Annotated in this window: 25 protein-coding genes and 1 pseudogene; 9 read left to right on the plus strand and 17 right to left on the minus strand. The window is 72.5% G+C overall.

Going from position 1 to position 19,557, the window contains the following annotated elements:
• Nucleotides 1-8 precede the first annotated feature (8 nt).
• The 7 genes from ACQPZX_RS34745 to ACQPZX_RS34775 are packed head-to-tail and all read right to left on the minus strand — an operon-like array spanning nt 9 to nt 5,206.
• Entirely contained in the window at nt 9-1,016 is a 1,008-nt protein-coding gene (locus ACQPZX_RS34745; protein WP_433364871.1) for a sensor histidine kinase, read from the minus strand.
• Nucleotides 1,013-1,720: a response regulator transcription factor gene (locus ACQPZX_RS34750; RefSeq protein ID WP_433364874.1), complete on the minus strand. Its 708-nt coding sequence runs from the start codon at nt 1,718-1,720 to the stop codon at nt 1,013-1,015. The genes ACQPZX_RS34745 and ACQPZX_RS34750 overlap by 4 nt, the downstream gene beginning before the upstream one ends.
• Nucleotides 1,713-2,105, minus strand: coding sequence for a hypothetical protein (locus ACQPZX_RS34755; protein ID WP_433364877.1), 393 nt, complete (start codon nt 2,103-2,105; stop codon nt 1,713-1,715). The genes ACQPZX_RS34750 and ACQPZX_RS34755 overlap by 8 nt, the downstream gene beginning before the upstream one ends.
• Nucleotides 2,105-3,316 carry a molybdopterin-dependent oxidoreductase gene (locus ACQPZX_RS34760; protein ID WP_433364880.1) on the minus strand — a complete coding sequence of 404 codons (1,212 nt, stop codon included), beginning with the start codon at nt 3,314-3,316 and terminating at the stop codon, nt 2,105-2,107. Before ACQPZX_RS34760 ends, ACQPZX_RS34755 begins: the two co-directional genes overlap by 1 nt.
• Entirely contained in the window at nt 3,289-3,906 is a 618-nt protein-coding gene (locus ACQPZX_RS34765; RefSeq protein WP_433364883.1) for a class I SAM-dependent methyltransferase, read from the minus strand. Before ACQPZX_RS34765 ends, ACQPZX_RS34760 begins: the two co-directional genes overlap by 28 nt.
• Nucleotides 3,903-4,550, minus strand: a complete 648-nt coding sequence (locus ACQPZX_RS34770; protein ID WP_433364886.1) for a TIGR04282 family arsenosugar biosynthesis glycosyltransferase — start codon at nt 4,548-4,550, stop codon at nt 3,903-3,905. The genes ACQPZX_RS34765 and ACQPZX_RS34770 overlap by 4 nt, the downstream gene beginning before the upstream one ends.
• A complete protein-coding gene (locus ACQPZX_RS34775; RefSeq protein ID WP_433364889.1) occupies nt 4,547-5,206 on the minus strand; it encodes a glycosyltransferase family 2 protein in 660 nt (219 codons plus the stop codon). Before ACQPZX_RS34775 ends, ACQPZX_RS34770 begins: the two co-directional genes overlap by 4 nt.
• A gap of 113 nt (nt 5,207-5,319) precedes the next feature.
• Here ACQPZX_RS34775 and ACQPZX_RS34780 point away from each other — a divergent pair, with 113 nt between their 5' ends.
• Both ACQPZX_RS34780 and ACQPZX_RS34785 read left to right on the plus strand, forming a co-directional pair.
• Nucleotides 5,320-6,369 (plus strand): NAD-dependent epimerase/dehydratase family protein, encoded by a 1,050-nt coding sequence (locus ACQPZX_RS34780; protein ID WP_433364892.1) that lies wholly within the window; start codon nt 5,320-5,322, stop codon nt 6,367-6,369.
• 44 nt (nt 6,370-6,413) lie between these two features.
• The gene (locus tag ACQPZX_RS34785; protein ID WP_433364895.1) at nt 6,414-7,724 is read left to right on the plus strand and encodes a hypothetical protein; all 1,311 of its coding nucleotides are present in this window, start codon (nt 6,414-6,416) and stop codon (nt 7,722-7,724) included.
• A gap of 15 nt (nt 7,725-7,739) precedes the next feature.
• On the opposite strand, the gene ACQPZX_RS34790 is transcribed toward ACQPZX_RS34785, so the two are convergent.
• A complete protein-coding gene (locus tag ACQPZX_RS34790; protein WP_433364898.1) occupies nt 7,740-8,276 on the minus strand; it encodes a CGNR zinc finger domain-containing protein in 537 nt (178 codons plus the stop codon).
• A gap of 84 nt (nt 8,277-8,360) precedes the next feature.
• Between ACQPZX_RS34790 and ACQPZX_RS34795 the strand changes: the two genes are divergently transcribed.
• The 3 genes from ACQPZX_RS34795 (at nt 8,361) to ACQPZX_RS34805 (ending at nt 10,994) form a co-directional block, all read left to right on the plus strand.
• Nucleotides 8,361-9,278 carry a DMT family transporter gene (locus ACQPZX_RS34795; protein ID WP_433364901.1) on the plus strand — a complete coding sequence of 306 codons (918 nt, stop codon included), beginning with the start codon at nt 8,361-8,363 and terminating at the stop codon, nt 9,276-9,278.
• Nucleotides 9,275-10,138 (plus strand): GNAT family N-acetyltransferase, encoded by an 864-nt coding sequence (locus ACQPZX_RS34800; RefSeq protein WP_433364904.1) that lies wholly within the window; start codon nt 9,275-9,277, stop codon nt 10,136-10,138. Before ACQPZX_RS34795 ends, ACQPZX_RS34800 begins: the two co-directional genes overlap by 4 nt.
• A 133-nt stretch (nt 10,139-10,271) precedes the next feature.
• Entirely contained in the window at nt 10,272-10,994 is a 723-nt protein-coding gene (locus tag ACQPZX_RS34805) for an SDR family oxidoreductase (protein ID WP_433364907.1), read from the plus strand.
• A gap of 4 nt (nt 10,995-10,998) precedes the next feature.
• Here ACQPZX_RS34805 and ACQPZX_RS34810 read toward each other — a convergent pair whose 3' ends face one another.
• A complete protein-coding gene (locus ACQPZX_RS34810) occupies nt 10,999-11,406 on the minus strand; it encodes a hypothetical protein (protein ID WP_433364910.1) in 408 nt (135 codons plus the stop codon).
• 89 nt (nt 11,407-11,495) lie between these two features.
• Complete coding sequence (locus ACQPZX_RS34815; RefSeq protein ID WP_433364913.1) at nt 11,496-12,137, minus strand: TetR/AcrR family transcriptional regulator; 642 nt, start codon at nt 12,135-12,137, stop codon at nt 11,496-11,498.
• A 71-nt stretch (nt 12,138-12,208) separates the two neighbouring features.
• Here ACQPZX_RS34815 and ACQPZX_RS34820 point away from each other — a divergent pair, with 71 nt between their 5' ends.
• The 3 genes and pseudogenes from ACQPZX_RS34820 (at nt 12,209) to ACQPZX_RS34830 (ending at nt 14,591) form a co-directional block, all read left to right on the plus strand.
• Nucleotides 12,209-13,126: an NADP-dependent oxidoreductase gene (locus ACQPZX_RS34820; protein WP_433364916.1), complete on the plus strand. Its 918-nt coding sequence runs from the start codon at nt 12,209-12,211 to the stop codon at nt 13,124-13,126.
• Between the two features lie 180 nt (nt 13,127-13,306).
• Nucleotides 13,307-13,693, plus strand: a pseudogene (locus tag ACQPZX_RS34825) (DUF6596 domain-containing protein); the annotation flags it as partial.
• A gap of 541 nt (nt 13,694-14,234) precedes the next feature.
• On the plus strand, nt 14,235-14,591 hold the full coding sequence (locus ACQPZX_RS34830) for a hypothetical protein (protein ID WP_433386077.1): 357 nt from the start codon (nt 14,235-14,237) through the stop codon (nt 14,589-14,591).
• A 40-nt stretch (nt 14,592-14,631) separates the two neighbouring features.
• Here the strand turns inward: ACQPZX_RS34830 and ACQPZX_RS34835 are convergent, their stop codons facing one another.
• Genes ACQPZX_RS34835 through ACQPZX_RS34850 form a run of 4 tightly spaced genes read right to left on the minus strand, consistent with a single transcriptional unit; the run spans nt 14,632 to nt 17,214 of the window.
• The gene (locus ACQPZX_RS34835; protein WP_433364919.1) at nt 14,632-15,378 is read right to left on the minus strand and encodes an energy-coupling factor ABC transporter ATP-binding protein; all 747 of its coding nucleotides are present in this window, start codon (nt 15,376-15,378) and stop codon (nt 14,632-14,634) included.
• On the minus strand, nt 15,375-16,136 hold the full coding sequence (gene cbiQ, locus ACQPZX_RS34840) for a cobalt ECF transporter T component CbiQ (protein WP_433364921.1): 762 nt from the start codon (nt 16,134-16,136) through the stop codon (nt 15,375-15,377). The genes ACQPZX_RS34835 and cbiQ overlap by 4 nt, the downstream gene beginning before the upstream one ends.
• Entirely contained in the window at nt 16,136-16,519 is a 384-nt protein-coding gene (locus ACQPZX_RS34845; RefSeq protein ID WP_433364924.1) for a PDGLE domain-containing protein, read from the minus strand. Before ACQPZX_RS34845 ends, cbiQ begins: the two co-directional genes overlap by 1 nt.
• Nucleotides 16,516-17,214 carry an energy-coupling factor ABC transporter permease gene (locus ACQPZX_RS34850; RefSeq protein ID WP_433364927.1) on the minus strand — a complete coding sequence of 233 codons (699 nt, stop codon included), beginning with the start codon at nt 17,212-17,214 and terminating at the stop codon, nt 16,516-16,518. The genes ACQPZX_RS34845 and ACQPZX_RS34850 overlap by 4 nt, the downstream gene beginning before the upstream one ends.
• A gap of 189 nt (nt 17,215-17,403) precedes the next feature.
• Here ACQPZX_RS34850 and ACQPZX_RS34855 point away from each other — a divergent pair, with 189 nt between their 5' ends.
• On the plus strand, nt 17,404-18,090 hold the full coding sequence (locus tag ACQPZX_RS34855; RefSeq protein WP_433364930.1) for a hypothetical protein: 687 nt from the start codon (nt 17,404-17,406) through the stop codon (nt 18,088-18,090).
• 145 nt (nt 18,091-18,235) lie between these two features.
• Here ACQPZX_RS34855 and ACQPZX_RS34860 read toward each other — a convergent pair whose 3' ends face one another.
• From ACQPZX_RS34860 to ACQPZX_RS34870, 3 genes are all read right to left on the minus strand, one after another.
• Entirely contained in the window at nt 18,236-18,559 is a 324-nt protein-coding gene (locus ACQPZX_RS34860; protein WP_433364933.1) for an STAS domain-containing protein, read from the minus strand.
• A gap of 192 nt (nt 18,560-18,751) precedes the next feature.
• The gene (locus ACQPZX_RS34865; protein WP_433364936.1) at nt 18,752-19,090 is read right to left on the minus strand and encodes a hypothetical protein; all 339 of its coding nucleotides are present in this window, start codon (nt 19,088-19,090) and stop codon (nt 18,752-18,754) included.
• Nucleotides 19,091-19,097: 7 nt separating this feature from the next.
• The gene (locus tag ACQPZX_RS34870; RefSeq protein WP_433364939.1) at nt 19,098-19,331 is read right to left on the minus strand and encodes a hypothetical protein; all 234 of its coding nucleotides are present in this window, start codon (nt 19,329-19,331) and stop codon (nt 19,098-19,100) included.
• Between the last annotated feature and the right edge of the window lie 226 nt (nt 19,332-19,557).

Below are 19,557 nucleotides of genomic sequence, written 5' to 3' on the forward strand. Positions count from 1 at the left end.
ACGACCGCTCAGCCCGCGGGCAGCCGAACCTCGAACCGGCACCCGCGGGTGGTGTTGCGTACTCCCACGTGGCCGCCGTGCGCCTCGACCAGGCCCCGCACGATGGCGAGGCCAAGACCGCCGCCGGTGCCGACGCCAGGGGTGCGGGCGCGCTCGCCGCGGAACGCGACGTCGAAGACCCGGTCCAGGTCGCCGTCGGGAATGCCGCCGCAGGTGTCGGTGACCGCCAGCCAGACGCCGCCGCGCTCGCGGCCGGCGTCGATGTGCACGGTGCCGTCGGCCGGCGTGTAGCGGACCGAGTTGATCAGTAGGTTGGTGACCACGCGGGCGAGCTCGCGCTCCCCCGCGCGTACGGTCGGCCAGCCGTTCTCCGCCGCGACCAGGGTGACGTTCTTCCCGGCGGCGAGCGGAGCGACGCCGGCGATGGCGTCGGAGACGACGTCGCGCAGCGGCACGGTGGTCGGGACCAGGCGCAGCGCGCCCGCGTTGATCCGGGACAGCTCGAACAGGTCGTCGACGAGCTGGGTCATCCGGCCGGTCTCGATCCGCAGCCGCCGGTGGTACTCGGCGACCGTCACCCGATCGGCGACGACGCCGTCCTCGAGGGCCTCGGCCATCGCCCGCATCCCGGCGAGCGGGGTCCGCAGGTCGTGCGAGACCCAGGCGACCAGCTCGCGGCGGCCGGCCTCGAGCCGGCGCTCCCGCTCGCGGGCCTGCTGGGCCCAGACCGCCGCGGCGGCCAGACGCCGGCCGAAAATCACCCCGACCGCCAGGCTGACCAGGGACGCGGCGCAGACGGTGAGCAGCACGACCCGCATGTCGTGGGCGGAGAGGAACATGGCCCAGGCCACCGTCGACACCCCCGCGACCGCGGCCAGGACGGTCACGGCCAGCAGCACCACGACGTGGACGAGGATCGACCGGCCACGCAGCAGCCGCAGCACGGCGGCGCCCGCGGCGGCGACGATCGCGCCGGCCGCGAGCGCGTACAACCCGATCAGCAGGGTGTCCTTCATGCGACCTCATAGCGGTAGCCGATGCCCCAGACGGTGAGCAGGCGCCGCGGCTCGGCGGGATCGATCTCGATCTTCTCCCGCAGCCGGCGCACGTGCACGGTCACGGTCGACTGGTCGCCGAACTGCCAGCCCCAGACCTTGTCCAGCAGTTCGGCCCGCGACCAGGCCCGGCCGGGATGCGAGAGCAGGAAGACCAGCAGATCGAATTCGCGCACGGTCAGCGACAGCGGCGTCCCGTCCAGGGCGGCCAGCCGGCGCGCGGTGTCGAGGGTGAGACCGGCGTCGCTGATCATCGCCGCCGGCGGCGGGTCCGCGACCGGCGCCACCCGGCGCAGCACCGACCGGATCCGCAGCACCAGCTCGCGGGGCGAGAACGGCTTGGTCACGTAGTCGTCGGCGCCGACCTCCAGGCCCAGCACCCGGTCGGCCTCCTCGCCGAGGGCGGTCAGCATGATCACCGGGAGGTCGGGCAGCTGCCGGCGCAGCCGCCGGCACACCTCGAGGCCGTCGATGCCGGGCATCATCAGGTCGAGCACGACCAGGTCGGGCCGCTGCGCCGCGACGGCCGCCAATCCGTCGGCCCCGTCGCCCGCCAGCCGCACCTCGCAGCCGTCCTGCTCCAGATAGCGCCGCACGACGTCGCTCACGGTCGGATCGTCGTCGACTACCAGAACCCGATGTCCCACTCCGGCCACGCTACCCATCGCCGGGTTCCCGTGGCCTTGCGAACTTCTTACGGATCACCGCCCGCACCAGCGAGACCAGCGCGATGGCCAGCAGTATCAGCGCGAAGTCGCGTCCGTAGCGCAGCGGCAGCACCGACGGGTTGTCGACCGGCCGGCCGAAGCCCAGCACCAGCGGCAACGCCACGACACCGAGCGAGGCCACCACCAGCGCCACCATCCGCGTCCAGCGGCCGGTCCGGGCGAGCAGCGCCCCGGCCACCAGCACCAACGGCATCCACAGCGCGTCGTGCGCCACCAGCACCGCCCCGAGAAAAACCACCACCCCGATCTCCGAGAAAACACCCCTCATCGCGTACGAGATGAGCACCGCACCCGCTGCGACCAGCACCACCCTCGTCTTCATCACGCCTCGCGAACGGTGAGCCGGCCGACCCACTTGGTCTGCAGCACGCCGGGCCGGTTCGGCGCGATCAGCCGGGCCGGATAGCCGTGATCGGGGTGCAGCACCTCGCCGCCGAGCCGCAGCGCGATCAGGGTCAGCGGATCGCGGACATGCTCCGCCGGCACCGTCGCGGCCCGGTAGCGGCCGCGGCGCTCCAGCGACTCCACGAGCACCGTGGCGTGCTCGGGGTCGGCGCCGGCCATTGCCACCAGGTCGCGCAGCCGCACGCCGGACCAGGTGGCGCCGGAGCTCCAGCCCTCGACGCAGGCGATCGGCAGGTGGGCGGTGTGCTGCGGCATGGCGTTCAGGGCGGCCAGGTCGAGCGCGGTCTCCCCGGCCGGGCCGGCGACCACCAGGCGATAGCCGGCGGCGTCCACGGCGATGCCGGCGCCCGCCGCGGTCTTGTTCACCGGCAACCCCTGCGGCCCGATGTGCGGTCGCCGGGGCGCGAGCAGGCCGAGGCCGGCGAGCGGGCGCACCGTCTGGCCCGCCGTGGTGACCGTGATCAGTCCGGCCGCGGCGGCGACACCCGCCAGCAGGCCCCGGCGGGTGAGCCCGCCGGGCACGGACGGGGACGGGCGGCGGCGCAGCGCCTCGCGGATCACCGGCAGCTGCACGCCGAGATGGATCAGCAGAGCGCCCGTCACGAGCCAGGCCACCCAGTAATGGTCGGTGGTGAAGAAGAACGGCATCGGGGCGTACCAGTGCGCGATGTTCAGGATTCCGCTGAGCACCTGGAAGAGCGCCGCCGCGACCAGCAGGGCGACCCCGGCCCGTTCCGCCGCGTGCGCGATCGTCCGGGCCGGTGGCCAGGTGAACAACCGTGGGTAGACCGACCACAGCTTGACCCCGAGCAACGGCACGCAGGCCAGCCCGGTCGCCACATGCGTGCCTTGAGTGACGCGGTAGAGCCAGACCGGCCGCGACGGCCACCAGAACCAGCCCGGCGGATGCTGGATGTAGTGGCTGAGCAGGCCGGTCAGGAAACAGACGGCGAACGCGATCCCGAGCGCCACGCCGACCAGGCTGGTGAGCCGGGCCGAGCGCAGCGGTGAGGGGAACGCCCCCGCCCGGAACGGTCCCCGGCGCAGCGCCGCCGGGGGCGACGGCAGCGGCTCGTTCCACCGATCCCGCACCCGCTTGGTCAGCGCGGCGACAGCGTCGCGAACCATCGGCCGGCCTCCGTCCAGGTGTCGAGCACGCGCATCGCCGTCGCGGCGGCGAGCGCGGCCAGGTCGTCGACCGGCACCGACGCCCAGGCGAGCACGTCGCGATCGCCCTGCAGCACCGCCGTCCCGGACCAGCCGGCGGTGCCGGGAGCGGTCACCTCGGCGTGCACCCGGCCGCCGGCGGCGAGCAGGCGACGGCACCGGCGCAGCAGCCGGGCCGGGTCGCCGCCGATGCCGATGTTGCCGTCGGCCAGCAGCACGTGCTGCCAGCGGCCGGAGCCCGGCAACGGCTCGAACACGTCGCGGCGCAGCGCGGTCGCGCCCCGGCGGCGGGCCAGGCGTACGGCGGTCTCGCTGATGTCGATGCCGAGCACCGGGCAGCCGCGGCGGGCCAGTTCCCCGGCGAGCCGGCCGGGGCCGCACCCGACGTCGAGGGTCGGCCCGGTGCAGCGGGCGAGCAGCGTCCGATCGCCCGGGAGGTCGTCGCGGCACCAGGCCACCGGATCGAAGCGCTGCTCCCGGCCGGTGCGGTGCCGGATGGTGACCGGCGCGGCCCGGCGGAACAGCGCGTCGAACACCACGGCCGCGCTCACCTGGCCGCCGCCGTCGCGACCTCGGCCGTGACCACGCCGGGGAAACGTCGTCCGGCCGGGCAGAGGGCGGCCACGGCGTGCGCGTCGGGCGCGGTGTCGACGTCGCGCAGCATCGGCAGCTCCGCCACCCGTAGCCCGCGGGCGAGCAGTGCGGTACGCGTACACAAGCCGGTTGTCGATGTTGAAGTGGGAATGTCGCGGAGAACCGTGGCGTGGCCGGGCTCGCGCAGCCCCAGCGCCCACCAGCCGCCATCCTCGGCCGGTCCCAGCACCGCGTCGGGACCGCCCGGCTCGTTCAGCAACCGGAGCGTCGCGTCGAGGTGACCGGCGGTCAGCTGCGGGGTGTCCATGCCGACCAGCAGCGTCGCCGTCCCCGGCGTGCGCGTGTCGGCGAACGCGTTGGCGATCCGCTCGCCCAGCGGGCCGCCGCGCTGCCGCCCGGACCGCCACCCCGGCGGCGCCGCGAGCGTCGCGTCGGTGACCAGGACGCGGTCCGCCGCCCCGGATTCGCTGACCGCGTCCAGGGTGTCGGCCAGCGCGGCGGCGGCCACCCGGGCGGCCTGCTCGGGCGTGCACGGTGGGCACAGGCGAGTCTTCACCCGCCCGGGCGCCGGCGCCTTCGCGAGCACCAGGACCCGGCTCATCGGGCCAGCACCCGGCTCATGTCGCGGATCGCCCGGGCGGTGCCGAGCACCGATCCGGTCACCTTCGAGCGGGTGCCGGCCGCCCGCGGCAGGTACTCCACGTCGATCTCGGTGACCCGCCAGCCGGCCCGCCCGGCCGCGATCAGCAGCTCGAGGGGGTAACCGAACCGGCGGTCGCGCAGATCCAGCGCGACCAGGTCGTCGCGGCGCACGGCCCGGATCGGCCCGATGTCGTGCACGGGCAGGCCGGTCGTCCGGCGCAGCCGCCGGGCCAGGATCGCGTTGCCGGCCCGGGCGTGCAGCGGCCACACGCCACGCGCGGCCGGCCGGCGGCGGCCGGTCGCCAGCTCGGCGTCCCCGGCGCGCACCGGCCCGGCCAGCGCCGGCAGCCGGGCCGGGTCGAACGAGCCGTCGGCGTCCATCACGCACACCACGCCGTCGTCCGGATCGGCGGCCAGCACGCCGGCGTGCACCGCGGCGCCATAGCCGGGCTCGGCCACCGTGATCACCTCGGCGCCGTGCGCGCGGGCGACCGCGGCCGAGCCGTCGGTCGAGCCGTTGTCGACGACGATCGGCCGGTAGCCGACCGGCATCCGGGCCAGCAGCGCGGGCAGGGCCGGCGCCTCGTTCCGGCAGGGCAGCACCACATCGGTCATGGCTCCGACGCTAGGAACGGACGGCCCGGAAAGGGCTTACGCGGCGATGACGAACTCTTACGAACCGCTGACGTGCGGCCCGCTCGCCCCGCCCACGCCTTAGCGTCGGCGCCGTGACTCGCGTACTCGTGACCGGCGGCGCCGGTTTCATCGGATCCCATGTCGTCCAGACGCTGACGGGCGCCGGCTGCGAGGTGACCGTCCTCGACTGGGGTCACCCGGCCGCCCATCGCGACCCGCTGCCGGCGGAGATCGCCGGTGCTCCGGTGCGCGTGGGTGACCTACGCGACCCGGCTGCCGTCGACGCGGCGCTGGCCGGCGTGGACGTGGTCGTCCATCAGGCCGCGATGGTCGGGCTCGGCGTCGACCTGGACGATCTGCCCGAGTACGTGGGCTGCAACGACCTCGCGACCGCCGTCCTGCTCGCGCGGATGGCCCGGGCCGGGGTGCGCCGGCTCGTGCTGGCCAGCTCGATGGTGGTGTACGGCGAGGGCGGCTACTCCTGCGCCCGGCACGGCCAGGTCCGGCCCGGTCCCCGGGTCGTCGCGGACCTTGCCGCCGGCCGCTTCGAGCCGCCCTGCCCACGATGCGGGGAACCGCTCGCGCCGGAACTGGTCGACGAGGACGCCCCGCTCGATCCCCGCAGCGTGTACGCCGCCACCAAAGTCGCGCAGGAGCACCTCACCGCCGCCTGGGCCCGGCAGACCGGCGGCGCCGTGGTGGCGTTGCGCTATCACAACGTCTATGGGCCGGGCATGCCCCGCGACACGCCCTACAGCGGCGTCGCGGCGATCTTCCGGTCCGCGGTGGAGGCCGGCCGGTCGCCGCGGGTCTTCGAGGACGGCGGCCAGCGTCGTGACTTCGTCCACGTCCGGGACGTCGCGGCCGCCAACCTGGCCGCGGTCACCGCCACCGCGGCGCTCGGCGGATGGCGGGCGTTCAACGTGGCGTCCGGCCGGCCGGCCACCGTGGGCGAGGTTGCCGCTCAGTTGTCCCGGACGGCTCGCGGCCCGCAGCCGGTGACCACCGGCGAGTTCCGGCTCGGCGACGTGCGGCACATCGTGGCCGACCCGGGCCGGGCCGCCGCCGAGCTCGGCTTCCGGGCCCGGATCGGCCTGGCCGAGGGCGTCGCGGAGTTCGCCTCCGCCCCGCTGCGGGGATGAGCCGGCGTCGCGCTGCGGAGATGAGCCGACGTCGCGCTGCGGGGATGAGCCGGCGTCGCGCCGACCTCTACGCCGCTGCGGCAGCGGCCGCGTTGTTCGCCCTCGCGGCCCTCGCCGGCGGGCTTCTGGGACTGGCCGGGCGTCCGGTCCACGCGGGCGCGGCTCCCCTGTTCGCGCACTGGCTGCCGCATCTCGGCCCGGGCACGCCTCTCGCCGCCGCGGTTGCGGTGCTGGTCTGCCGGTACGGGTCCCGGCTCGCGGCCCGGTTGCGGTGGCGGACGCTGCTGGCGGTCTCATACCTGACCGCCGTCGCCTGGACGCTGTCGCTCGCCCTGGTCGACGGCTGGCAGCGCGGTGTGGCCGGGCGCCTCACCACCGGCCCCGAGTACCTGACCGAGGTGCCCGGCGTGACCAGCGTGCCGGCGATGCTGCGCGGCTTCAGCGGCCGCATCCTGGATCATCAGCCGGACTCGTGGACCACCCATGTCGCCGGCCATCCGCCGGGAGCTCTGCTGGTCTTCGTCGGGCTCGACCGGCTCGGCCTGTCCGGCGGCGCCTGGGCCGGGCTGCTGTGCGTCGCTGTGGGCGCGCTCACCGCGGTCGCGGTGCCGGCCACCGTACGCCTGGCCGGTTCGGACCGGGCGGGACGGGCCGCGACGCCGTTCGTGGCCCTGTTTCCCGGCGCGGTCTGGGTCGGTGTCTCCGCCGACGGCCTGTTCGCCGGCGTCACCGCGACGGGGATCGGGCTTTTCGCGTACGGCCTGGCCCGCCGCTCCGCGCTCGCGGCGTTCGCCGGGGGCCTGCTGCTCGGCGCGAGCGTCTATCTCTCGTACGGCATGGTATTGATCTTTGTGATCGTGGCCGCCGTCGTGCTCGCCGTCCCGCACGGACGTCGCACGGCGGGGTGGGCGATGGCCGGTGTGGTCGTGGTCGTGGTGGCGTTCACGGCGGCGGGCTTCGACTGGCTGACCGGCTACCACCTCGTGACACGGCGCTATTACCAGGGGTTGGCCGCCCATCGCCCGTACGCCTATTGGGTCTGGGCGAATCTCGCGGCCCTCACCGTCGCCGCAGGCCCGATCGCCGCCGTGATTCTTCGCCGCGCGACACCGCGTCTGAGCCTTCGGACGGCCGGGGCCGCCCCCTGGTTGCTGCCGGTCGCCGCCGCGGCCGCGATCCTCGCCGCCGACCTCACCGGCTACAGCAAGGCCGAAGTGGAGCGCATCTGGCTGCCCTTCGCGGTGTGGCTCATGGCCGGCGCCGCCCTGGTGCCGGCCCGGCCTCGCCGGTGGTGGCTGGCCGGGCAGGCGGTGGTCGCTCTGGTCGTCAACCACCTGCTGCTCACTGTCTGGTGAGGCCGGCGGAAAGCGTCACGCCCGGGCCGCCCGGCGGCGATCGCGGAAACTGGCCACCTTGGCGCGGTTGCCGCAGTTCGCCATGGCGCACCACCGGCGGGAGCTGTTGCGCGAACTGTCGACGTAGACCCACCGGCAGTCCTCCCCGCGGCACGCCTTGACGCGGGACCAATCGGGGCGCGCCGTGGCGCGCAGCAGTGCCGCCACGGTCGCGGCGCTGATGTCCCGGGCCAGGTCGCCAGGGGCCTCGGCGCGAAGCGCGAGTCCACTGCCGAGGTCGAGACGCAGGGTGAGCGATTCCAAGCCGGACACCGCGCCGAGATCCGGTTCGATCCCGTTGTTGCGCAGGGCCAGGCCGCGGATCAGGACCCGCATCGCGCGGAGCAGGGCGACGCTCTCCGGTGCGACCGGCTGCTCGCCCGCCGTCGCGACCGGCGCGCCCAGGGCACGCCACCAGGCGCCGACCGAGCCGGCGTCGGCGAGCTCGTCCTGCTCGCCGTGTGCCGTGTTGGCCACCGCGAGCAGCAGTTCCGTGTCCTCGACAGCCGCCATGTAACCACCGTACCGCGTTAATCGGTTGCTCGGCTTGGTAACCAGTGTAACGGTTAAGGCGGTTACTAGGTGGAGGAGGCGGAGATGAGGCGCACCGGCGAACAGTTGCTGCTGGTCTCGGCCGCGGTCTATGGCGTGAGCACCACCGTCTCGGTGGTCGCGTTGCGCGTGGTCCGCCCGGTGGATCTGCTGGCGGTCGAGATCACCGGCGCGGCGGCGATGCTGATGACCAGCGCCGCGGCGCGCGGCCGATTACGCCGGCGCGGCGCCCTGCGGCAGATGCTGCTCGGCGCGCTGGTGCCGGGCCTGGCGTTCCTGTTCGGCGATCTCGGCCTGGCCCGCACCAGCGCGTCCAGCGGCAGCCTGCTGCTGGCCGCCGAGCCGTTGCTCTCGGTGCTGCTGGCCGTGGTCGTCCTGCGTGAACGCCTCTCCCGCGGAGCGGCGATCGCGCTGATCGCGGGCCTCGCCGGCAGCGGGCTCGTCGCCCTCGGATCCGGGACGTCCGGCGACGACACCACGCTCGGCAACACGCTGGTGCTGCTCGCGGTGCTGGCCGCCGCGGTGTTCCTGATCGCCACCCGCCGCTTCAACGGCAACGGCGCCGGGCTCAACGAGAGCGCCTGGCAAAGCACCGGCGGCGCACTCAGCGTGGTTCCCTTCGTCGCCGCGTCCTGGTCCACCGGCGGCACCCGCCTCGACACCGTCGGGGTGGCCGGTTGGGCGGCCTGCATCGCCGTGGTCCTCTGCGGCGCGGCCGGCAGCGTCACCTTCAATCAGGGCATCGCCCGGGTGCCGGCGGCCCGTGCGGCTCAGCTCGGCAACCTGACGCCGGTCGTCGGCACCCTGACGGCCGTGCTGTTTCTCGGCGACCGCCCCGCGTTGCTGCAACTCGCCGGCGGCGCGGCGATCCTCGCCGGTCTGGCGTTGCTGCTGTACGAGCAGGACAAACCCGCATTCACCGACCGGCCGCACCGGCCGGTCAGCGAAAGGAGCATGTCATGACCGATCAACCAGGCCGGGCGCGGCTGTTCTGCGACGTCGCGCTCGCCCGGCGCATCGAACACGCCGAGGCGCGGTTCATCGGCGCCTGCAACGACGCCGCCCTCCGACGTCATCGACAGGCCGGCTTCGCCGTGGCGATCGCCGGGGGAATCGCGAGCTTCGCCGAACCCGACTCCCCGCTGAACAAGGTGGCCGGTCTCGGGTTCGCCGGCCGGCCCGATCCGGCCGAGCTCGACGCGGTCGAACGCGCCTTCGCCGCGCACGGCGCGCCGGTCCAGGCCGAGGTCGCCGGCCTGGCCGAGCCCGCGCTGCTGGAACTGCTGGCCGGGCGGGGCTATCGGCTGGTCTCGTTCGAGAATGTCCTCGGCCGCGCCCTCGGCCAGGCGGCGGAGACGGTGGCGCCACCCGGCGTCGACGTCCGGCCCAGCGGCGACGAGGAGCTCGAGACCTGGCTGGACGTCGTCGTCGAGGCGTCGCTGCACCCGGACGCCGAAGGGGTGCCCTGGTACGAGGACTTCTCCCGGGAGATCCTCGAGAACGCCGAACGTGACGCGGCCGGGCTGGTCCAGCGCTACCTGGCACGGCTGAACGGGGTGCCCGGCGGCGGCGCGAGCATGCACATCGCCGACGGCATCGCCCAGCTGACCGGCGCCGCGACCGCGCCCGCGTTCCGGCGCCGCGGCATCCAGAACGCCCTGCTGGCCGCCCGGCTCGCCGACGCGGCCACGGCCGGCTGCGACATCGCGGTCATCACCGTCCAGCCCGGCTCGAAATCACAGCAGAACGCCCAGCGCCGCGGTTTCGACCTGCTCTACACCAGGGCGGTTCTGGCCCTCGAGCGGTCAGGACCGATCCGCTGACGCGCCCGCCGGGGGTGCGTGGTTCTGCCGGACCCAGGTTGGCGGCGCCCGGGGTTGAACAGTGCTCTGGGCAACCGTCGCGAGCCGGCGGAACGTAGCCGTGGCACATCAATCAACGCGAACGGAGCATGAGATGGTGGATGTGAACGCCGGCACGGCGCTGGTGACCGGCGCCAACCGCGGCATCGGGCGGGCGATCGTCGAGGCACTCCTCGATCGAGGCGCCAGGAAGGTGTACGCGACGGCCCGCCGGGCCGGGACGCTGGCCGACTTCGCGACCGACGCCCGAGTGGTCGCCCTGCAGCTGGACATCACCGATCCCGGCGGGGTGACGGCCGCCGTAGCCGCCGCCGGCGATGTCACGCTGCTGGTGAACAACGGCGGTTCACTGGAGTTCGCCGATCTGCTCACCGGCGATCTCGCCGCGATCCACGCCGACATGACCACCAACTACCTCGGCACCCTCGCCGTCACCCGCGCGTTCGTCCCGGTGCTACGGGACAACGGCGGCGGCGCGATCGTCAACATGCTGAGCCTGGTGGCGCTGGGCGCGGTGCGCGGCATGGGCGGTTACAGCGCCTCCAAGGCGGCCGCCGCGTCGATGACCCAAGCCGTACGAGCCCAGGTCACCGACCTCGGCATCACCGTGCACGGGGTGTTCCCCGGCGCGGTGGACACCGACATGATCCGGGCGTTCCCGATCCCGAAGACCAGCCCGCGGGACGTCGCCCAGGCGATCCTGGACGGCGTGGAAGCGGGCGAGGAGGACATCTTCCCGGACGCCATGGCCCGCGACGGCCACCGGGCGTGGCGCGTCGATCCCAAGGCTCTCGAGCGGCAGATGGCCTCCATCTGAGCGGTCAGGGGCCCGTCAGCGACTCCACATGCCCGACACCGAAGTAGAAGACCGCGTGGCCCCCGTTGCCTGCCATCAGCTCGCCGAGAACAACCCGGTCGGAGTACGCCGCCGGCACGACAACCATGGACTCGCCCTTGCGCAGCCCTTCGTCGTAAAGCTTGATGATCTCCGCGTGGTAGCCCCAGCTCTCGAAGAACTTGAGGACTCGTTGCCCGATCCCATGCGGCTCGGGGTCGAGGATGCGCAGGCCGTCGGCGCCATGCAGAACGCCGACGATGTCGGTCTCGATGCCCAGCCCGGGCAAGGCCGCAATGATCGGCGCGCAATGCCTGCCGCCCGGCACGAGGCCCGCGACCGCCTCCACCGGCCGAAGCCCGAAGATCTTGACATTCTCGTGCGGTCCGGTCATGGCCCCTCCCTGACGGTGACTAGCTCTCCGTTGGACTATAGCGTCCAACCTCAATCACTCGGGCATTTGCAAACCAGTGCAACTGGACTTTATAGTCCCGTTGTGCCCACTTGGAATGTCTGGACGTGTGCCAGCGCCATGTCCAAGGCCACCCGCATGGGCTCGGTGTCATGCGCCGTCTGAGCCAGCAGGTAGCCGCCCTGAACGGCGGCCATCACCGCTACGGACAGCGTCGCCGGGTCGGCGTCGGCGCGCAGCGTGCCGTTGTCGCGCATCCGCTGGAAGCCGTCCGCGAGCAACTGTTCCCAGGTGGCGAAGTGGCCGGCCAGCGCCTGCCGGGCGGCTTCGTCGGTGTCGGACAGCTCCGCCGCGAGGGTGCCGATCTCGCATCCGTACGCGCCGCCGCGCAGCTCGTTGCGCTGCACCACGGCGTCGCGCCATCGGCGCAGCCCGGCGAACGAGTTGACGCCGCGCAGCAACTGGTGCTGACGTTCCAGCACCACGCCGGCCTGATGGGTGACGACCTCGCGGACCAATTCCTCCTTGGCCGCGAAATGGTGGTAGAGCTGGGACTTGCTGGTGCCGCTGGCGAGCCGGACCTCGTCGAGAGTGGTGGCAGCGACGCCCTTGGCGGCCATCAGCTCGGCGGCGGCCAGCACGATGCGTTCCCGGGTGGCCGCGCCGCGAGCGGTCAGCCGGGCGCCCTCGCTCCTGACCTGCGAGTCGACCATGGCCGCCAGGTTACCCGAGCCTTCCGCCCGCCAATATTTCCAACGACGAGACATGACCAGGGAGACAAGCCATGAAAGCGATCGTGGTGACCGATCAAGCCGCCGGAACGGCCGGGATGACGCTGTCGGAGCGACCCGAGCCGCCGGCGGCGATCAACGACGTCATCGTCGAGGTGCACGCGTCGGGGTTCGTACCGACCGAGATGGACTGGCCCTCGACCTGGACCGATCGGCGCGACCGGGACCGGACGCCGTCGATACCGGGGCACGAGCTGGCCGGCGTGGTCAGCGCCCTCGGCTACGGCACGACGGGCCTGTCGGTGGGACAGCGGGTGTTCGGCCTCGCGGACTGGCATCGCGACGGCACCCTGGCCGAATACGTCGCCGTCGAGGCACGCAACCTCGCGCCGTTGCCCGGCGACGTCGACTTCACCGTGGGCGCGAGCCTGCCGATCTCGGGGCTGACCGCGTGGCAGGGACTGTTCCAGCACGGCCGCCTGCAGGCCGGTCAGAGCGTGCTCGTGCACGGCGCGGCCGGCGCGGTCGGGACGATGGTGACCCAGCTCGCGCGTGAGTTCGGCGGGTACGTGATCGGCACCGGACGCGCCGCCGACCGGCAGAAGGCGCTCGACTTCGGCGCGCAGGAGTTCGTCGACCTCGAGAACGACACTCTGGACGACATCGGCGGGGTCGACCTGGTCTTCGACCTCATCGGCGGAGACATCCAGAAGCGATCCGCACGTCTCGTTCGAGCGGGAGGAACGCTGGTGTCCATCGTCGGGCCGGCCGAGGCACGGCCCGCCGACGGCCGGGCGGTCGACTTCGTCGTCGAGGCCGACCGGGCCCAACTGGTCGAGATCGTCAATCGGGTACGGGACGGGCGCCTGCGCACGAACATCGGCACCGTCGCGACACTCGACGATGCCGTCGCCGCCCTCAACCCGACCGAGCGGCTCAAGGGAAAGACGATCATCAGCGTCCGTCCGTGAGCGGCCACTGTTTCACCGGCAGCGCGGCGGTCCGCCGGTCGAGGGAGGCGAAGAACAGACAGTCCTCGATCCGGCCCAGCGGCCACCCGCGGACGAACCCGACGACACCTCGTCCTGCTGTTCCTGTGCTGCCACCCCAGCCTCACCCGGCCCTCGCAGCTCGCCCTCACGCTCCGCGCGGTGGGCGGGCTGACCACCGCGCAGATCGCCGCGGCGTTCCTCGTGCCCGCGGAGACGATGGAGAGGCGCATCGGCCGGGCCAAGCAGCGCATCCGCGAAGCCGGCGCCCGGTTCACCGCACCCACCCCCGCCGAGCGGACCGAACGGCTCGGTGTGGTCCCGCACGTCCTGTACCTGGTCTTCAACGAGGGCTACACGACGACCTCCGGCCCACAACTGACCCGGGTCGACCTGACCCGCGAAGCGATCCGGCTCGCATACCTGCTGCACGGGCTTCTTCCACGCGATGGCGAAGTCGCCGGCCTGCTCGCGCTGATGCTGCTCACCGATGCCCGCCGCGCGGCCCGGATCGACCTCGACGGCTACCTCGTCCCGCTGGCGGACCAGCGCCGCGACCTCTGGGACCGGGCAGCCATCGCCGAGGGACAGCGGCTGCTGACCCGTACCCTGGGCGCCGGCCCTGTCGGCCCGTACCAGATCCAGGCGGCCATCGCCGCCCTGCACGACGAGGCGCCCTCCGACGACCGCACCGATTGGCCGCAGATCCTCGCCCTGTACGACGTACTCACCCGGATCGCACCCGGCCCCACCGTCGCGCTCAGCCGCGCCGTCGCCCTCGCCATGGTGCACGGACCGACCGCCGGCCTCGCCGCGCTCGGCGCCCTCGACGCCGACGACCGGCTGGCCCACAGCCACCGCCTCCGAAGCCGTCCGCGCCCACCTGCTCGAACAGTCCGGCGACAGCGAGGCCGCGTACCAGTCGTACCTGCGCGCCGCCCGGATGACCGCGAGCCTCCCCGAGCAGCGCTACCTCACCCGTCGCGCAACGCAAGCCCGCAGGCCGTGAGCGCTCCGGGCAACGCGCCACGGCGTGATTCCCTGGACTCACGATCGCGCGCGGTAAGTCCGAGGTGGAGAGAGGATTCCCATGCTGAACGGTGCCGTAATCGTCGAGAGCCTGCGTCCGGGCGCGGAGTTCGAAGGTACTCAGCTCACGCTGCGCAAGCTTTCGCGCGTGGAGGTGGCCGACAACACCGCGGAGCAACCAAAAATTTGGACCCTGGTGGAGTTCTCCAGCGACGCCGACCCCACCGAGTTGGCCTCCCACCTCGCCGACGCCCTGTCCGGCCGCGGCTGGTACGCCAGCTACGACACCGACGATGAGACCTACGTCATCTTCCCCGGCAAGGTCTTCCACTACAGCAAGGGCGATGACCCGGCCCGCGAGGAGGTCAAGAACTACGCCCGTTCAGCCGGGGTCCCCGACGCACAACTCGACTGGTAAGAACTTCGCGAGCCTCACCCTGGCCGCCGCCTGACCGGCCTCACCTCGCGGCGGGGTAGAAGCCGAACGGCAGTTCCAGGCGGTGGGTGCGCAGCAGCTCGGCGTCGGCCAGCAACTCGCGCGTGGGTGCGTCGGCGACGATGCGGCCGGTGTCGAGGATGACCGAGCGAGGGCACAGCTGCATCGCGTACGGGAGATCGTGCGTGACCATCAGCACGGTGACCGGCAGCGACTCCAGGATCTCCGCAAGCTCCCGCCGGCTGGCCGGGTCGAGGTTCGACGACGGCTCGTCCAGCACCAGGATCTCCGGACGCATGGCGAGGACCGTCGCGACGGCGACCCGGCGGCGCTGCCCGAACGACAGATGGTGCGGGACTTGGTCGCGGTGCTCGGCCATGCCGACCGCCTCGAGGGCCTCGTCGACCCGCCGGTTCAGCTCGTCGCCGCGGATTCCGAGGTTGGCCGGGCCGAACGCGACGTCCTCGGCCACGGTCGGCATGAAGAGCTGGTCGTCGGGGTCCTGAAAGACGATCCCGACCCGGCGCCGGATCTCGGCCAGGCCGGGCCGGTCGGCCGGATCGACCCGCATGCCGGCCACCTCGATGGCGCCGGCGCCGCCCTGCAGGATGCCGTTGAGGTGCAGCACCAGGGTGGTCTTGCCGGCGCCGTTCGGCCCCAGCAACGCGACCCGCTCGCCGGCCTCGACGGTCAGGTCGACGCCGCGCAGCGCGACGCTGCCGTCCGGGTAGGCGAAGTGCAGGCCGGCGATGCGCAGCGAAGGGGTCACGACAGCACCGTAGCCAGCGCGATACCGGCCGACGCGGCCGGCAGCACCGCGGCGGTCACCCACTGCGCCACCGGCGTCCGCTCGTCCGAGAGAAGGGGCAGCCGGCCGTTGTAGCCGCGCGACACCATCGCCAGATAGACCCGCTCACCACGCTCGTAGGCGCGCAGGAACAGCGACCCCACACCGACCGCGAACGCCTTCACCTGCCACAGGAACCGGGGGTCGTAGCCGCGTGACAGCCGGGCAATGCGCATCCGGCGGGCGTCGTCGGCAAGCACGTCGAGGTAGCGCAGCATGAACGTGGCGATCTGGGTGAACGCCTGCGGGCAGCGCAACCGGTCCAGACCGAGGATCAGGTCGCGCATCGTGGTGGTCGCGGCCAGCAGCAACGACGCCACCACACCGAGGGTGCCCTTGGCGAAGATGTTCCACGCGCCGTAGAGCCCGTCGACCGAAAGCGACATGCCCAGCCACTCGACCCGCTCACCGTGCCCGAGGAAGGGCAACGCGACGGCGAGCAGCACGAACGGCAGCTCGATCGTCGCTCGCTTGGCCAGCCACAGGCCCGGCACCCGTGCGAGTGCCGCGACCACGGCCAGCAGCAGGGCGTACCCCGCGAACGCCAGGAACTCCGTCCGCGGGGTGATCACCACGACGATCGTGAACAGCAGCACCGCGACGATCTTCACCTCGGGCGCCAGGCGATGGACCGCGCTGTCCCGGTCGAGGTGCAACGGGTGAGCGTGGCCCGCGCCCATCAGGCCTCCGCGCCGGTCTTCTCGGCCGGGGCGGTCGCGGTCGCCGAGCCGCCACGCCGGCGCAGCACCCAGAAGGCGCCCGCCCCGATCCCGAAGGTGATCAGGACACCGGCGACCCCGGCGAGACCCGTCGAGACGTACGCGTTGTCGATGCCTTTGATCCCGTAGTCCGCGAGCGGGCTGTCGGCCATCTGGTGGCCCTGCTCCTGCTGGAGCATGCAGGTGCCGCCGGTGATCTCATCGTTGGCGTCGAAGGTGCAGCCGTCGCGGGCGGTCGCGTCCAGGCCGTCCGGGCTGGAAGAGGCGAAGTTGCTGACCACGCCGGCCAGCAGCAGGGCCACCAGCAGGCCACCGGCCAGGAACCAGCCGAGTTTCTTGGTCATGCCGGCACTCCGATCTCGACGGCGGCGGGCTTACGGAAGCGGCGCAGCGCGTACACCAGGTCGGGCCGTACCTTCGCGACCGTAGCCACCGTGGTCGCCGCGATCAGGCCCTCGCCGATGCCGATCAGCACGTGCACGCCGGCCATCGTGGCCGAGATCGTCGGGATCGACAGCTCGGTGGTGCCGCCCAGCGCGTACTCCAGCACGAAGCCCTGCGAGGCGACGGTCACGCTGATGATCGACGCGATCAACGCGGTCGCGCCGAGCCCGGCCGGCGTCTTCGGCAGCACCCGCAGCAGCCCGGCCACCAGCAGGTAACCGGCGGCCGTGCCGATCAGCGCCATGTTCGTGATGTTCAGCCCGATCGCGGTCAGCCCGCCGTCGGCGAACAGCAGGCACTGCACAATCAGCACCGTCGACACGCACAGCGCGCCCACCCACGGGCCGGCCAGGATCACCGCGAGGGTGCCGCCGAGCAGGTGCCCCGAGACACCGGGCAGCACCTGGAAGTTGAGCATCTGCACGGCGAAGATGAACGCCGCGACCAGGCCCGCCATCGGCGCGAGCCGCTCATCGAGATCCGCGCGCGCCTTGTACACGCAGAACGCCAGAGCCACCGCCGCGAACACCGCGAACAGCGCCGAGACCGGCCCATCCACGATCCCGTTGGCGATGTGCATCGCCACTGTATCCATGCCGCCCCTCCCCAGCCGATTACCGGGGAGCATATGGCCCTGCTTTCGTTGTTGCCAAGACTTTGCAACTGACACGACATGGCAGTCCGCGCATTGTTCACACTTGCGACCCCTCAAGATCACTCCCGCGTACGTGACCGCTTACAGACTGGGCCGGTTCGCAGCACCACACCGCCCGGAGTGAGTTCCTTGGCCTTACACAGCACCCGCGCGCTGATCGCCCTGGCCGTCATCGGGATCGTCACGCTCGTTCCCAGCCCGGCCCAGGCGCATCCCTTCGGCGACCCGCAGACAGTGAGCATCGCCCCCGACGCGAAGCGACCCGAAGTCGTCCACGTGAAATGGCGGGCCGGCGGGCCCGACGACCTCACCCTGCTCGGCGTCTCGCTCGGCCTGCTGCCGAACGATCGGATCGGCCTCGACGGCGCCGTCGACTACCAGTACAGCGACCCCGGCGTCATCGGGAAGTCCCCGAAGCTCACTACCTACCTCCTGGAGCGAATCACCGTCACCGACGGTTCCCGCCCCTGCACCGGACAGGTTCAACCCGTCGCCGCCCTAGGCCTCAAGGGCGCCACGATCGACTACACCTGCGCCGGCCCGGTCACGGCGGCCACCGTCACGGTACGGATGCTCACCGACCTCAACCCCGCCTACAAGACACTCGCCACCGGACCCAGCGGTCAGCGCGCCGTCTACGAAGGCACCGACGACGCCCATGCCTGGACCCTGATCGGCGCGCCCCCGGCGCCCGAGACCGGCCGCGGCCACAGCGCCTTGGTCCAGCTCGCCGCGGTGATCGGCGCCGTCCTGCTGATAGCGGCGGCTTGCGTGCTCATCGCGCGACGGCTGCGCCGGCGGGCGGTGACGGCATGACCGCCCTGTCCGACCGGCGGCAGGACCTCGTCCACACCCCCGGCGTGGGCCGTCGTCCTCTTCGGCGCCGACCTGGTAACCGTCGCAGCCGTCCGCCTCGCGGCCGTTAGCTGACCGACCGCTACTCGCGTGGCTGCCCAGCCGGTCAGCTGACCGGGCTGTCGCGCAGCAGGATGCCGTCGAGGTGGGCGATCTCCAGCACCATGCGGACCATCGGGGTCGGTTCACTCAGCATCAGGGTGACGCTTTGGGCGGCCGCGGCTCGGTGGGCGGCGATCAGCACGCCGATACCGCTCGAGTCGAGGAAAGTCACGGCGCGCATGTCCACGTCGATGTGGGCGGCGTTCTGACTGTTCAGGACATGGCGGAGGACTTCGCGCAGGACGTCGACCGTCTCGAGGCTGATGTCGCCCTCGGGCGTGACGGTGACGCGGTCGGCGCTGCGCTCGATCCGATACTCCAGGGACATCGCTCACTCCCGTGTACGCGGGCCAGTCGACGGTCGCGCGGTACCCAGCGGCGCCTGCGATCAAACGACTCGCGGCCGGAATGAAGGATCCGATGGTCAGCCAAGGTCGCCGGCGATGGGCTCGGTGTCCGGGTCGATCACATCGGCAAGCGCGGCATGGACCTCACGCAGGGCACGGACGTCGGCAGAGTATCAGGCAGCCGAGCGCACCAGCGGGTGCCGGAAGCGGACCCGTACGCCGAATTCGATCAACCCATCGGCCTCGGCCGGCGCGGCCGCGTCGGGTGGGATGCCTAGCTGCTGCAAAGTCCGGCGCAACAGCAGTGCGTCCCCGAGGGGCTCGACAGCAGCCGCCAGCAAGACTCTGCGCGCGTCCTCCGGCAGAGCGGCGATGCGTCGGCGGAAGCCCTCCTCCACGCGGGTGGCGAGCGGAGCGTGGTTCTGCCCCCCGAAGCCGAACGCCAGCTCCTCCGGCGACAAACCACGCGGCAGTTCAAGCAACGCCAGCGGGTTGCCTTGTGTATCGGCCACGATGCGATCACGTACCCGAAAGTCGACCGGCTTCCGGGGCTGCCTCGGCGACCAGCCCCAGCGTGGCCATGCCGAGGCCGAGCAGCCCGGGCGGCGGGCCGAGGCTGAGCCCGAAGGCAGTCGCCAGCGCGACTCGGGGCACTTCGGCCATCCGGTCGAGCCAGGGCAACAGCGGGGCACACAGCTGTTGCAGGCCGGCGTACGCAATCTCCGACTCGGACTCGACACCGCTGGCTCGCACGACCCGGAACCCGGTGGTAGCACCAACGCCCGGCTCATGCCGCCGGCGACGTCACTCAGCAAGCCCGAGAGTGCCGCTTTCTCGCGCTGCCAACCGCGCAGCTCGGCGTTCGCAGCGGTGTCGTCCGGCACGTCTTCGCTCCTCCTCGTCAGGAGGCTACCCCGCGATCAAGCACGAGGAACCGGACAAGCATGCGATCATGGCAGGATAGTCGATCATGTGCAGC

This window comes from Actinoplanes sp. CA-142083 (assembly GCF_050942195.1).
In the GTDB taxonomy this organism is placed as follows: domain Bacteria; phylum Actinomycetota; class Actinomycetes; order Mycobacteriales; family Micromonosporaceae; genus Actinoplanes.

Excerpts from the sequence above, each read along its gene's own strand:
- ACQPZX_RS34785 (WP_433364895.1), top strand. The coding sequence starts at position 6,414 with ATGAGCCGGCGTCGCGCCGACCTCTACGCCGCTGCGGCAGCGGCCGCG.
- ACQPZX_RS34745 (WP_433364871.1), bottom strand. The coding sequence starts at position 1,016 with ATGAAGGACACCCTGCTGATCGGGTTGTACGCGCTCGCGGCCGGCGCG.
- ACQPZX_RS34760 (WP_433364880.1), bottom strand. The coding sequence starts at position 3,316 with ATGGTTCGCGACGCTGTCGCCGCGCTGACCAAGCGGGTGCGGGATCGG.
- ACQPZX_RS34860 (WP_433364933.1), bottom strand. The coding sequence starts at position 18,559 with ATGTCCCTGGAGTATCGGATCGAGCGCAGCGCCGACCGCGTCACCGTC.
- ACQPZX_RS34750 (WP_433364874.1), bottom strand. The coding sequence starts at position 1,720 with ATGGGTAGCGTGGCCGGAGTGGGACATCGGGTTCTGGTAGTCGACGAC.
- ACQPZX_RS34820 (WP_433364916.1), top strand. The coding sequence starts at position 12,209 with ATGAAAGCGATCGTGGTGACCGATCAAGCCGCCGGAACGGCCGGGATG.
- ACQPZX_RS34805 (WP_433364907.1), top strand. The coding sequence starts at position 10,272 with ATGGTGGATGTGAACGCCGGCACGGCGCTGGTGACCGGCGCCAACCGC.
- ACQPZX_RS34795 (WP_433364901.1), top strand. The coding sequence starts at position 8,361 with ATGAGGCGCACCGGCGAACAGTTGCTGCTGGTCTCGGCCGCGGTCTAT.
- ACQPZX_RS34810 (WP_433364910.1), bottom strand. The coding sequence starts at position 11,406 with ATGACCGGACCGCACGAGAATGTCAAGATCTTCGGGCTTCGGCCGGTG.
- ACQPZX_RS34815 (WP_433364913.1), bottom strand. The coding sequence starts at position 12,137 with ATGGTCGACTCGCAGGTCAGGAGCGAGGGCGCCCGGCTGACCGCTCGC.
- ACQPZX_RS34755 (WP_433364877.1), bottom strand. The coding sequence starts at position 2,105 with ATGAAGACGAGGGTGGTGCTGGTCGCAGCGGGTGCGGTGCTCATCTCG.
- ACQPZX_RS34830 (WP_433386077.1), top strand. The coding sequence starts at position 14,235 with ATGCTGAACGGTGCCGTAATCGTCGAGAGCCTGCGTCCGGGCGCGGAG.
- ACQPZX_RS34775 (WP_433364889.1), bottom strand. The coding sequence starts at position 5,206 with ATGACCGATGTGGTGCTGCCCTGCCGGAACGAGGCGCCGGCCCTGCCC.
- ACQPZX_RS34800 (WP_433364904.1), top strand. The coding sequence starts at position 9,275 with ATGACCGATCAACCAGGCCGGGCGCGGCTGTTCTGCGACGTCGCGCTC.
- ACQPZX_RS34845 (WP_433364924.1), bottom strand. The coding sequence starts at position 16,519 with ATGACCAAGAAACTCGGCTGGTTCCTGGCCGGTGGCCTGCTGGTGGCC.
- cbiQ (WP_433364921.1), bottom strand. The coding sequence starts at position 16,136 with ATGGGCGCGGGCCACGCTCACCCGTTGCACCTCGACCGGGACAGCGCG.
- ACQPZX_RS34850 (WP_433364927.1), bottom strand. The coding sequence starts at position 17,214 with ATGGATACAGTGGCGATGCACATCGCCAACGGGATCGTGGATGGGCCG.
- ACQPZX_RS34790 (WP_433364898.1), bottom strand. The coding sequence starts at position 8,276 with ATGGCGGCTGTCGAGGACACGGAACTGCTGCTCGCGGTGGCCAACACG.
- ACQPZX_RS34770 (WP_433364886.1), bottom strand. The coding sequence starts at position 4,550 with ATGAGCCGGGTCCTGGTGCTCGCGAAGGCGCCGGCGCCCGGGCGGGTG.